Raw genomic sequence first — 12,315 nt, forward strand, 5'->3', positions numbered from 1 at the left:
CGACGCTCCCTCCAAAAGCAGGTCGGGACGGAGGGATGGCCGCCAAACCGTCGAACAAAGGGATGGCCGCCTTGAAAAGGCCCCTTGACAGCGAAAGCCCCATACAAGGTGGCCCGGCGAAGCTGGGACGGAGAGGGGGCGCCCTACGCGAAGCCAAGGCCGGATGAGGAATTGCAAGGGCCAAACCGATGAAGACCTAAGCTCTTCAACGACGAAATCGCCAGCGTGCGGCGCGACTGCCCCTCTCCGTCTCGGCTTTGCCGAGCCACCTCTCCCCACTCCGTGGGGCGAGGAACCCAGATCCTGCGAAGGCAGCAATCAAACGAGGAGCCACAGATGAGCAAGAAGACCGCCCAAAAGGCCAAGCCGGCCAAACTATCCAAGGGCGAGGCCGAGCAGGTGCGCATCCGCAAGGAGGTCGGCCATGATTTCGCGCTGAAGGACGACGCCTTCGGCCGCAAGCGGCTGGCGACCGGCACGCTGGAGGCGAAGCGCATCTATGAGGTTTCCAATGACAGCTCGACCGGCGGCATTGTGCGGGTGCGCAATGTCGACCCGCTGACCGGCATCACCTCGCTGTCGCGCCAGCAGCGCGAGGCGGGTATGCGCTACTGCGAGGATTTTCGCGTCTCGGCGCAGGACGGTGTCAAGCCGATGGCGCTGACCGAGCGCGTCGACGGTGGCCGCATCGGCGGCGGCGTTGCCGACCGCATCCTGTCCGCCGGCCGCTCTTATGCCGACGCCACCAGGGCGCTTGCGCATTGGGAGGTGTCGGGCGTGGTGCAAAAAGTCTGCTGCGCCGGCGAAACGGTAAAAAGCCTGGCCGAACAGACCGGCGAGCCGCGGGATGTGGTCTCTAAACTGCTCAAGATCGGGCTGGATTTGTTGGCGGTGCATTACGGGATGATGCTGATGCGGCGGCCGCGGGGGTAGAGGGCAAACGGGGCGGGCGCTATGAACTTGTCATGCCATCAGAGGCTGCCTACCTGACCAAGAGATGTGAGGGTTGGCAATGCGTTTCATGGGTGTTGTTTTGGGGGCAATCTTAGCGATCGTCGGCATTGTTGCGGCAACGGCGGCTGTGTCCAGCACCCATCCGATTTTTAATGTCTCGCTTGTCTTTGCGCTCTTGTTTGCCGCCGCAGTGCTATGGGCTCATCTAAAGCCCCAGAAGCGAATGTAGCAAGCCGCATCCTGATTTTCGGGGCGCGCAGCGAGCCTCGATCGGCCAGCGTCCTCCAATTGAAGGGCGCGGGCTTCTCGACGGCCTGTTACGGTGCGCCATTGCTGGTAGATCGCAATGCCAAAGCCACCGCTAGACCCTCATTTCGCAGACGTGGCGCCGACGTCTTCGGTGCTGACCGCGTATGACGAGCACTGCATGCTGACTTACATGCGGCTGCTCGATGCTTCGGCGGACGGGGCCGATTTGGCGTGAGGTCGTCCACACCGTTCTGCATATTGATCCGAACCAGGAACCGGAACGGGCATTCCGGGCCTGGGCGACGCATCTGGCGCGTGCCCGCTGGATGACCGGGAATGAGGGTTGGCGCCGATCGCACTATGAGCGGTGCGGATGACGCCGGGCATTTCCGTGGAACCGCCGTCCCGGTTTGCCCGTTTAGATAGGAAACCAACTGGGAAGCACACGATGAATCGTTGGCAAATCAACAGGTTGGAGGCTTGCTGCCTTCTTGCCGTTCCGCTGTCGATGGTCCTTACGGTTCTCGTAGCGGGTTTCATCCTTGGCTGAATGCCCCGCTGCACTGTCCAGTAAACCCGCTGCACTGTCCAGTGAAGCAGACTCTTCCCGGCGCGCATCATGGCATGGGGCAATCGCGGGTTGGGCCTCTACCTTGGCATTCTGCGACGATCAGGCGCCGTGGCGGGCCTCGCTCACCGATACTTATAGGGGACTGTTAAGAGACAGGATTAACGCGTATGTGCGAGCTAGGGTTAACAAAGGGTTTTCCGGTGACGCTGCTTCAAATCACCTCCATCGTGGCCGAACTCGCGGTCTCCTACGTCACGATTGCACTCACATACCTGGCAGCTGTGTACGCGATTTGCTCCCGCTACTAGCCGCCGCGCGCTCAGCCGGCTTCCAGCACGCGAGGCTTGTCGCCCGCAAGCGATCCACCAGCCTCAATCCTTGGCGCGCTCCACATACGCGCCATCGGCCGTCATCACCACCACGCGGGTGCCGGCGGTGATGTGCGGCGGCACCAGCGTGCGCACGCCGTTGGATAGCGTCGCCGGCTTGTAGGACGAGGACGCCGTCTGGCCCTTGGTCACCGGCTCGGTCTCGACCACCTCGAAGGTGGCGCGCTGCGGCAGCACCAGCGAGATGGCGATGCCGTTGTACTGGGAAATCTGGACCGCCATGCCTTCCTTGAGATAGGGCGCCATCTCGCCGACCACGCTTTCCGGCACCGCGACCTGGTCGTAGCTTTCCGGGTTCATGAAATGGAAGCCTTCTGCGTCGCGGTAGAGGAAGGTGTGCTCGCGCTCCTCGACATAGGCGCGCTCGACCTGCTCGGTGGTGCGGTAGCGCTCCGAAACCTTCACCCCGTCGGAGATACGGCGCATGTCGAGCTGGGTCACCGGCGTGCCCTTGCCCGGATGGATGTTTTCGGCAAAGAGGATCACATAGAGCTTGCCGTCCTTTTCGACGACATTGCCTTTGCGTAGGGAACTGGCGATGACCTTCACGGGCTTTATTCCTAAGAGCGTTGACTGGCCTGGGAGCGCCGACCGGCGCAAATCGGCTGCGGGAGCCGTTCGGTGCGGCCTAGCGCATCTTGGCGGCAATCGCCAGTCCTCCATGCAAATCCTGTCGTCATGACCGCCGCCTCGCCCTGGTGGACGCCTGATGTTCACGCCGACAGGCGGCCGCGGCTGATCCTGCGCAATGCCATCACTGCGGCCCTGCGCGACTGGTTTGCCAGCCGCGATTTCATCGAGGTCGAGACGGCGGCGCTGCAGGTCTCGCCCGGCAACGAGGCGCATCTGTCGGCCTTCGCCACCGAGGCGATCGGGCCGGACGGACAGCGTCTGCCGCTCTATTTGCACACCTCGCCGGAATTCGCCTGCAAGAAGCTGCTCACCGCCGGCGAGACGCGCATCTTCAGCCTGAGCGCCGTCTATCGCAACCGCGAGCGCGGCCCGTTGCATCATCCGTCCTTCACCATGCTCGAATGGTACCGGGCTAACGAGACCTATGAGAGCCTGATGAAGGACTGCACCGGGCTTATCGCGCTGGCCGCCGAGCGCGCGGGTGCAAAACGTTTCGCCTTTCGCGGCCGCGCGGCCGATCCGTTCGCCGAGCCCGAACGGTTGAGCGTCGCCGATGCTTTCATGCGCCATGCCGGCATCGACCTGCTGGCCACGGTCGCCGCCGACGGCAGCACCGATCGTGAAGCGCTGCACGCGGCTCTGCTCCAGGCGGGCTTACGCACCGCGCCCGACGACAATTGGGCCGATCTGTTCAGCCGGGTGATGGTGGAAAAGATCGAGCCGGCGCTGGGGCAGGGGCGCGCCACCATCCTTTACGGCTATCCGATTTCGGAGGCCGCCCTTGCCCGGCCGAGCGCAGATGATCCGCGGGTCGCCGAGCGCTTCGAGCTCTATTGCTGCGGCGTCGAACTGGCCAACGCGTTCGGCGAGCTGACCGACGCCGCCGAGCAGCGCCGGCGCTTCATCCTCGAGATGGACGAGAAGGAGCGTATCTATGGCGAGCGCTATACGATCGACGAGGATTTCCTCGCCGCACTGGCCATGATGCCGCAGGCGAGCGGCGCCGCACTCGGCTTCGACCGGCTGGTGATGCTGGCGACGGGGGCAATGCGGGTCGAGGATGTGATGTGGACGCCGATGGCGGGGTGAGGCGAGGCCTGTGCTCTACGGCGCCCCCTCTGTCCTGCCGGACATCTCCCCCACAAGTGGGGAGATCGGCAGTTCCGCCGGCAGCGCCTCTTTTTCGAGGTGGGCGATTGGCGAAATCAAAGATGACGGCCGATCTCCCCCCAAGTGGGGAGATGTCCGGCAGGACAGAGGGGGGCGCTGTCCCGCCGACCTGTCCGCCGCCAGCCTTGCCGTGGTTTCCATCCTCCCCTACCGCCCCATCAGCAAATTAACGATGAGCTGCTGAAGATTGCCGCGCGGGGCGAATTCCACCCGGTCGAAATCGCGGCTTGCCTGCCGCTGCGCCTGGGAGAGTTCGGCAAGCCGCCTTGTCATTTCGGTCCTGATCTTGCTGCAGCCGGGATCGTCGGGGACGGACAGGCCGATGGTCGCCGTCTCGATCTTGCGGGCCATGTCGACGATGATGTCGCCATGCACCTTTTCATGGGCGGCGAGGCCAGCGGCGAAAACGTCCCAACTCTTCTGCACGGCGGCCGGCACCGGCCCGGACGTTTTGGGCAAGGTGTAGGTTATGATGAGCTTCGGCCGCGCCGACACCAGCACGCAGGCGTTGCCTTGTCGCTGATAGTCCCTGACCCAGGTCAGCTTGAAATTGGTGTAGGCCATGGCGCGGACCTTGCCCTTGCCGATCATTGGCCCGCGCTCGCCCATCGAGGCATGGAGCTGGGGACCGGTCTGCCCTGAAACGGCGTAGGTCTCGACCTTCTCGACCGGCTTCCATCCCGCCTGCGCCGACGAAGCCAGCAAACAGGCCAGCAGCAGATACGTCAGAACGGCTGTTTTCATGCGAATCCCCCGGGCCGATGGCTTTGATGCGCTTGAGATCATCAACGCGTGGCCGGAATGCGGTCAAGGCGCCGTTGCCAGACACGGCGTTCGCATTTCGCGTCGAAAGAACCAATCAACGGCGATGTGCCGCAAACTCAATCCGCTTGAAGGGCTCGTTTTGAAATCTTCTTTCTGATCTAATTCTATAAACTAAGTAGACTTAATACACAGATGCCGTTTTGCGAGGAGCCCAAAATGTCGAAAACCCTGGTGGTGGGGCTGTCGGGCAACCTGACCCGTCCGTCCAAGACCAAGGCGTTCATCAGCCACATCGTCGCGGAGCTGGCGAGCGGCACCGGTGCAGCCTCGACCGTTTTCGACATCGAGGATCTCGGTCAGTCCTTCCCGCAGGCAAGGCGCATTGGCGAGTTGGATCCGTCGGCCAGGAACATCGTCGAGCAATTGCTGGACGCCGATGTCCTGGTGATTGGCTCGCCGACTTTCAAAGGCAGCTACACCGGGCTTTTCAAACATTTCTTCGACCTGCTCGACCCGTCATCCCTGAGGGGAAAGCCGGTCATCCTTGCTGCGACCGGCGGCGGCGATCGTCATTCACTGGTTGTCGAACATCAGCTGCGGCCGCTGTTCGGCTTCTTCGAGGCGCTGACGCTGCCAACCGCGATCTACGCCTCCGACAAGGACTTCGCCAACGGCGTGCTGGTGTCCGAAGCCATCCATGCTCGCGCCAGGCAAGCGGTCGCCGAAGCATGCCGGGTGGTGCCACGCAGCGTAGGTCTTGCCGCCTGAACACCGGCCAGTGACCCTCGATGCCCTTTCCGCACAGCTCAGAAGGAGCCCGCAATGACCAGATCCAGCAAGTCCAGGCAGATCAAGCTTGGTGCTTTCCTGCCCGGTGGCGGACAGCACATCGCAGCCTGGCGCCATCCTGACGCGCCGGCCGACGGCGCGACGAATTTCGAGTTCCACAGGCAGCTCGCGCTGACCGCCGAGCGCGGCCTGTTCGACGCCTATTTCCTCGCCGACAATCTGACCGTCGGCCTTGGCGCCCGCGAAGGCGGCAATGCCAAGATCGCCGGGTTCGAGCCGGTGACGCTGTTCGCCGCATTGGCGCCGCTCACCACGCATCTGGGCTTCATCGCCACCGCCTCCACCACCTATGAGGAGCCCTATACGCTCGCCCGCAAGTTCGCCTCGCTCGACCTGCTGTCGAATGGCCGGGCCGGCTGGAATGTCGTGACCTCGGCGGGCGACGATACCGCGCGCAATTTCAATCGCGAGACGCAGCCTGCCCACGCCGAGCGCTATGCCCGGGCGCATGAGCATGTCGAGACGGTCAAGGCGCTGTGGGACAGCTGGGAAGACGATGCCTTCATCCGCGACAAGAAGTCGGGGCGCTTCTACGACAAGGACAAGCTTCACGACATCGACCGCAAGGGCCGGCATTTCAGCGTCAAAGGTCCGCTCAATGTACCGCGCCCGGTGCAGGGTCACCCGGTGGTGGTGCAGGCCGGGCAGTCGGAGGACGGCCGCAGGCTCGCCGCCCATTCGGCTGAGGTCATCTTCACCGCCCATCAGAATCTCGCCTCGGCGCAAGAGTTCTACCGCGACATCAAGGCGCGCGTGACGGCGGTCGGCCGCGACCCCGGACAGGTGCTGATCATGCCGGGCGTAGCTCCCTTCGTCGGCCGCACCGAAGAGGAAGCCCGCGCCAAGTACCAGCAGCTGAACGACCTGATCCTGCCCGAGGACGGCGTGGCCCTGCTCAACGGGCTGGCGGGCCAGACGCTCGACATCAGCGGGTATCCGCTCGACGGACCGCTGCCGCCGAGCAAGGAAACCGAAGGCATGAAGAGCCGCCAGGCACTGATCCGCCAGATTGCCGACGAGCACGACTTCACTATCCGCCAGCTCTACCACTGGGTGGCGACGGCCCGCGGCCACTACACCGTCATCGGCAGCGCGGTGCAGGTCGCCGATCAGCTGGAGGAATGGTTCGGCAACGACGCCGCCGACGGATTCAACATCCTGCCGCCCTGGCTGCCTGGCGCGCTCGACGATTTCGTCGACCTGGTGATCCCCGAGCTGCAGCGCCGGGGCCTGTTCCGCACCGCCTACGAAGGCAGGACGCTGCGCGAGAATCTCGGCCTCAGGCGGCCGGAAAACCCCTGGACCGCCGGCCGCTCCAAGGTGCTGGCCGCCGAATAGATTCTCTTAAAGCAAAGGGCAGGACGATGAGTTTGCAACACATCGAGCAGCGGGTCACGATCGGTACACATGACGGCAGAACCAGCCTTGGCGCCGTTTTCCCGCGCCTGGCCAACCGGACTGTCGTCCGCTTCCTGTCCCGCTACGGCATCCTGATCGCCTTCCTCGCGATCTGGCAGGTCTCGAGCCGCGCGGGATGGGTCAACGCCGCGGTGCTGCCGCCGATCGACACGATCGTCTCCGCATTGTGGAACGGTCTGGCCGGCGGCACCTTGCTCGGCGACATCGCCATCAGCCTGCAGCGCGCCGGCCTCGCCTTCGCGGCGGCGGTGGCGGTTGCCATCCCGCTTGGTCTGTTCATGGGCCAGGTGCGCGCCGTCGAAACCGCGCTTGATCCGATCCTGCAGGTCTTCCGGCAGACCTCGGCGCTGGCGCTCTATCCGGTGTTCATCCTGCTGCTCGGGCTGGGGGAGGCATCAAAGGTCTTCGTCATCTTCTGGGCGACGCTGTTTCCGCTGCTGCTCAACACCATCAGCGGCGTCAAGCAAGTCGATCCGAAACTGCTTGAGATGGCCCGGGTCTATGGCGCCGCGCGGCTCACCGTGTTTCGCCGTGTCGTGCTTCCAGGGGCCGTCCCGTCGATCTTCGTGGGCTTAAGGCTGAGTGCGACCACGGCGCTCTTGCTGCTGATCGCCTCCGAAATGATCGGCGCCAACAAGGGCATCGGCTTCCAGGTGATGAACGCGCAGTACAACTTCCAGATCCCGCTGATGTTTGCGGCGATCGTCATCCTCGCCGGCCTCGGCCTGATCGCCAACCAGGCGTTGGTCAGCCTGCAGCGGCGGCTCTGCCGCTGGAGCAATCCCATCGACTGACCAGCCTTCACCATCCTCTTCAACAGGCACCACCCTCTCCAACAGGAAAGACCGGACCCATGCCAATCACTCGCCGTTCCCTGCTTGCGGGCGCTCCCTTTGCCGCCGGCATCATCGCCGCCGGCCTGCCCCGCTTCGCCGTTGCGCAAGCCGCGCCGGTCACGTTACGCTACCTCGCCAGCCGCGGCAGCATCTCGCCGCATGAGCTGGCGGACGCGCTCGGCTATTTCGAGGGCCTCGGCGTCAAGCTGGAGAATGTCGGCTACTCCAGCGGCGGCCCGGAATCGCTGTTCGCGCTCGCCTCCGGCAGCGTCGATCTCGGCTCGGCCGCGACCGCTGCGGTGATCAACTCGATCTCCGGCGGCAACGACTTCGTCGCCGCCTATCCAAGCAACGTCATCAACAGGCAAGTGCGCAGCGTCTTCTACGTGCTGGAAGACAGTCCGATCAAATCGATTGCCGACATCGCCGGCAAGACCATCGCGGTCAACACGCTCGGCGCGCATCTCGACTACACCGTGCGCGAGGCGCTGCACGGCGTCGGCCTGCCGCCGGATGCCGCCAACCTCGTCGTGGTGCCGGGGCCCCAGCTTGAACAGACTTTGCGGTCACGCCAGGTCGATATCGCGGGACTGGGCTATTGGCAGGCGACCTTTGCCGGCGCCCTGGTCGACAATGGCGGCGTGCGCGGCGTGTTCAACGACACCGACGTGCTGGGCGAACTGGCCGGCGGCTTCATCGTCGTGCGGCGCGACTTCATCACGGCGCATCCGGATGGCGCCCGCAATTTCGTCGACCAGTCGGCCCGCGCCGCCGACTGGTCGCGCCAGAACCCGTACGAGGCGCGCAAGGTGCTCGCGGACATCCTCGACAAGCGTGGCGAAAATGGCGAGCTGGCGCGCTACTGGACCGGCTTCGGCCTGCGTGAAGGTGCGAAGGCTGACGACCGCGACATCGCCTTCTGGGTCAGCGTGCTCGAGCGCGACGGCCGCCTGCCCAAGGGCAGGCTGAAAGCCGCTGACATCCTTTACCGGCGCGGCGAATCGAAAACCAACTGACCGGGAGACGGGCCATGGCCACCACAAGCGGCGGCGAGGTCACGATACGTGACCTCTCCAAATCCTTCACGCTTGGCGGGCGCCCGCTTGCCGTGCTGAGGGCGCTCAACCTCGACATCCGCTCCGGCGAATGCCTCGTCATTGTCGGCGCCAGCGGATCGGGCAAGACCACGCTGCTGCGCATTCTTGCCGGGCTGGAGGCTGCCGACAGTGGCGGTGTCGCGATCGACGGCAAGCCGATCCATGGCGTCGGCTCCGAGCGCGCGGTGATCTTCCAGGAACCGCGCCTGCTGCCGTGGCTGACGGTACTCGGCAACGTCGCCTTTGGCCTCGAAGTGCGGGGCGTGCCCAAGGCGGAGGCGGAGGACAAGGCCCGCATCTATACCGCGCTCGTCGGTCTGGCCGAATTCAGCGATGCCTATCCCAGGCAGCTTTCGGGCGGCATGGCGCAGCGCGTCGGCATCGCCCGGGCGTTGACCGTGCGGCCTGAAATCCTGCTACTCGACGAGCCGCTAGGCGCGCTCGACGCGATGACCAAGATCGGCATGCAAGAGGAACTGGCGCGCATCTGGAGCGAGGAAAACGTCACTATGGTCATGGTCACCCATGATCTGGAAGAAGCGATCTATCTTGCGGACAGGGTGCTGATCCTGCCCAGGGAGAAAGGCGGCACGGCGCGGCTGGTCGACGTTGAACTGCCACGCCCCCGCGATCGCAGCGAAAGCCGCTTCGTGCGCTATCGTGAAGAATTGCTGCGCGAGTTTGGCTTGCACTGAGACAGCGGGTGAAAGGCGCGTCTTTGCGCCGCCCTTATTTCTCCGCCGCCCCGGTCGAGAACAGCGCGCGCTCGACCGGCGGCTCCAGCGTTTGCGCAAAGGGCGTCGCCATGTGGTGGCGATCGCGGTAGGCCAGCTTGCCGTCGATGAAGACATGGCAGGTCTTGGCGTCGCAGAACCGGTCCGTCATGTCGATATAGGTCGCGTTGGGGACGGCGCGCACGATGTCGCGCTCCAACGCGGCCATGGCGTCGTTGGCGGCGTCGGTTCGCGGCGCGTCACATATCGATGGCGTCTGTCCACGCCACAGCGCGCGGGCCACGCAGGTGTCGACAAACATGCTGTTGAACGGCACATCGCGGATGAAGGCGACTTTCAGCCCGGCCTGGCTGAACGCCTCCAGCGTTGCGCGAAGGCCGGCCTGCCAGTCCTGATCCAGGCTGTCGGATTGCTGCGCGTCGGGCGACAGTTTGCGCGAGCTGGTCAGCGAGATCTCCGAGATCACCACCAGGCTCGGGCGCAGGGCGATGATCTCCTTGATCGATTGCTCGCGCCATTGATCGCACTCGGTGTAGTCGCGCTTCAGCTTCGAGCTCCAGACCGTCAGCCGCGACGCCCGGCAGGCGGCTTTGAGCCAGGTGACGACCTTGTAGTCGTTCTTCTTCGCCGCCTCGATCAGCGGCGTCGACCAGTGGTCGGCATGCGAATCGCCGAACAGCGCAATCGAGCGCTCGGCATTCTTGGCGCCGAACACGCAGGGCTTCGGCGTCACGGTCTCGTAGTCGAGAACGCAGCCCACCTCGGCGCGCGCGGTAGAGGGCTGCGCGGCAGTTTCGGCAATGATGCGTTGTGAGGGATCGAGGTCGTCCACGGCAAGGCGCGCATTGGCGTAAGTCGCCATGACGCCGGCGCCGGTCAACATTGCGGCGGGGATTAGCGCGCGCGCCGCGTGCGCCATCAGCCAGCCGTTGCGACGGATCGGGTTTTCGATGAAATGATAGGTGAAGATCGACAGCGCCAGCGTCAATGCCGCGCAGGCAAGCCGCCCGGGCCAGGAGAGGTCGGGCACCATCATCGTCGCATAGACGGCGACCGGCCAATGCCAGAGATAGAGCGAATAGGAAAGTTTCCCCAGCCATTGCAAAGGCGGCAGCGCCAGCATGGCACTCGGCCCTCTTTGGACATTGCCGGAGCCGCTGAGCAAAAGGAGCACGGTGCCGGCCACCGGCACCACCGCCGCGACGCCGGGGAAGGGGGTGTCCTGCTCGCTGAAGGTCAGATAGGCGCCGGCGATCAGCGCCAGGCCAAGCCATGCCAGTGCCGCGCCCAGTTGCGGGCGCTCTCGCCAGAATTTTGCCGGCGCCATCGTCGCCAGGCCGCCGGCGGCGAATTCCCAGGCCCTGAGCGGCGAGAAATAGAAGGCCCAGGGCTGCGCCACGGTGGTAAGCCAGGCGCAGACGGCGAACGACACCGCGCCGGTGAGGCCGATCACCAGGATCGCAGTGCGCTTGCCCGGGCGCAGCCACGCAGCCAGCAGAAGCAGCCCCGGCCATACGAGATAGAATTGCTCCTCGACCGAGAGCGACCAGAAGTGGATGAAGGGGTTGTTCGCCGCATCGGGGGCGAAATAGTCGAACGACCAGCGGATCAGCCAGAAATTGATCGCATAGGCCGAGGCATACATGGCGCCTTTCGAATAGAGCGCCTGTTCGTCCGGCGACAGGATGAAGTAGCCCGCGACCAGCGTGGCGAAGATGACGAACAGCGAGGCCGGCAGCAGGCGTCGCGCGCGCCTTGCATAGAACCGCCACAGGTCCAGCCTGCCGTCCTCGGCGATTTCCCGCAGCAGCTGGCCGGTGATCAGATAGCCGGAAATGACGAAGAAGATGTCGACGCCGGTGAACCCGCCCGGCAGGTCCGACAGACCAAAATGAAACGCGACGACGCCCGACACCGCCAGCGCACGCAGCCCTTCGATATCAGGCCGAAACAATGCTGACACGGCGAAACCTCACATAGGTCGTTGAAAAAGCCCCGTTGCGAAGACTCGACGCAATGCATTGATATTGCAATGCAACAAATCTAACGCAATGCAACATAAGCGGAAGTTCACGGAGTGTAGCAGGATGCTCGTCGGCGTCTATACCAGGAAGCCGCGGCGGCGCTGCCATCTGCACCCGCGGGCGGCTGGTTTTTGAGCGCAAGGAAATGATTGGCCCGGCTAGCGGGCCTGCGTACCGATCTCAGGCTTAGGAAGAGCCCGCCGCTCGCGCGCCGGGCTCCTCCCCTTGGTCGTCACCGATCACGCATGCGCTGGCGGATGATGACGGGAGTCCCAGACCGCCCAGGCCGATGCCGCAACCACCAGCACGCCGAGGACCACATGGGTTCCCATCGCGTTGACGTTTGCCGTGAAGCCAAGCAGCCAGGGCGAGACGATCAGCCAGAGCCCGACGACAAGGTTCACCCACTCTTCCCATTCGGCGAATACCGAAAGCGCCGCGAGAGCCAAGGCGCCGAGCACGACTGCGGCAATCCAGGCGTTCCACGCAGGAGCGGTTTCAGCAACGAAGCCGATGACCCAGGGTGAGATGAACAGACATGCCGCAAGGATCAGGTTGATCCAGTCCTGGGCTTTCTTTCCTTCCATCAGACCGTTTGCCATGACAACCTCCACAGGTGAAGTTT

General features: G+C 64.3%; 11 protein-coding genes and 1 pseudogene. 8 read left to right on the forward strand and 4 right to left on the reverse strand.

Going from position 1 to position 12,315, the window contains the following annotated elements; all coding sequences use genetic code 11:
• Positions 1-336 precede the first annotated feature (336 nt).
• Together AC0L3N_RS28455 and AC0L3N_RS28460 are read left to right on the forward strand one after the other, a co-directional pair.
• Complete coding sequence (locus tag AC0L3N_RS28455; protein ID WP_473550835.1) at positions 337-933, forward strand: DUF6456 domain-containing protein; 597 nt, start codon at positions 337-339, stop codon at positions 931-933.
• 367 nt (positions 934-1,300) lie between these two features.
• Positions 1,301-1,580: pseudogene (locus AC0L3N_RS28460) on the forward strand (DUF2285 domain-containing protein).
• Positions 1,581-2,145: 565 nt separating this feature from the next.
• Here the strand turns inward: AC0L3N_RS28460 and efp are convergent.
• Complete coding sequence (gene efp / locus AC0L3N_RS28465; RefSeq protein WP_292193664.1) at positions 2,146-2,712, reverse strand: elongation factor P; 567 nt, start codon at positions 2,710-2,712, stop codon at positions 2,146-2,148.
• A 129-nt stretch (positions 2,713-2,841) separates the two neighbouring features.
• On the opposite strand from efp, the gene epmA reads away from it, so the two are divergent.
• Positions 2,842-3,885, forward strand: a complete 1,044-nt coding sequence (epmA, locus tag AC0L3N_RS28470; RefSeq protein ID WP_473550836.1) for an EF-P lysine aminoacylase EpmA — start codon at positions 2,842-2,844, stop codon at positions 3,883-3,885.
• Between the two features lie 228 nt (positions 3,886-4,113).
• Here epmA and AC0L3N_RS28475 read toward each other — a convergent pair whose 3' ends face one another.
• Complete coding sequence (locus AC0L3N_RS28475) at positions 4,114-4,710, reverse strand: DUF922 domain-containing Zn-dependent protease (RefSeq protein WP_473550838.1); 597 nt, start codon at positions 4,708-4,710, stop codon at positions 4,114-4,116.
• A 237-nt stretch (positions 4,711-4,947) separates the two neighbouring features.
• On the opposite strand from AC0L3N_RS28475, the gene msuE reads away from it, so the two are divergent.
• The 5 genes from msuE to AC0L3N_RS28500 are packed head-to-tail and all read left to right on the forward strand — an operon-like array spanning position 4,948 to position 9,627.
• On the forward strand, positions 4,948-5,499 hold the full coding sequence (gene msuE, locus AC0L3N_RS28480; RefSeq protein ID WP_123148028.1) for an FMN reductase: 552 nt from the start codon (positions 4,948-4,950) through the stop codon (positions 5,497-5,499).
• 54 nt (positions 5,500-5,553) lie between these two features.
• Positions 5,554-6,918 (forward strand): LLM class flavin-dependent oxidoreductase, encoded by a 1,365-nt coding sequence (locus tag AC0L3N_RS28485; protein WP_473550839.1) that lies wholly within the window; start codon positions 5,554-5,556, stop codon positions 6,916-6,918.
• A gap of 26 nt (positions 6,919-6,944) precedes the next feature.
• Positions 6,945-7,793 carry an ABC transporter permease gene (locus tag AC0L3N_RS28490; RefSeq protein ID WP_473550841.1) on the forward strand — a complete coding sequence of 283 codons (849 nt, stop codon included), beginning with the start codon at positions 6,945-6,947 and terminating at the stop codon, positions 7,791-7,793.
• A gap of 59 nt (positions 7,794-7,852) precedes the next feature.
• Positions 7,853-8,851: an ABC transporter substrate-binding protein gene (locus AC0L3N_RS28495; protein WP_473550842.1), complete on the forward strand. Its 999-nt coding sequence runs from the start codon at positions 7,853-7,855 to the stop codon at positions 8,849-8,851.
• 14 nt (positions 8,852-8,865) lie between these two features.
• Positions 8,866-9,627 (forward strand): ABC transporter ATP-binding protein, encoded by a 762-nt coding sequence (locus tag AC0L3N_RS28500; protein WP_123148032.1) that lies wholly within the window; start codon positions 8,866-8,868, stop codon positions 9,625-9,627.
• Between the two features lie 34 nt (positions 9,628-9,661).
• On the opposite strand, the gene AC0L3N_RS28505 is transcribed toward AC0L3N_RS28500, so the two are convergent.
• Together AC0L3N_RS28505 and AC0L3N_RS28510 are read right to left on the reverse strand one after the other, a co-directional pair.
• Positions 9,662-11,629: an acyltransferase family protein gene (locus AC0L3N_RS28505; protein ID WP_473550844.1), complete on the reverse strand. Its 1,968-nt coding sequence runs from the start codon at positions 11,627-11,629 to the stop codon at positions 9,662-9,664.
• 300 nt (positions 11,630-11,929) lie between these two features.
• Positions 11,930-12,292: an SPW repeat protein gene (locus AC0L3N_RS28510; protein ID WP_123148034.1), complete on the reverse strand. Its 363-nt coding sequence runs from the start codon at positions 12,290-12,292 to the stop codon at positions 11,930-11,932.
• Between the last annotated feature and the right edge of the window lie 23 nt (positions 12,293-12,315).

Source organism: Mesorhizobium sp. WSM4807 (assembly GCF_055811615.1).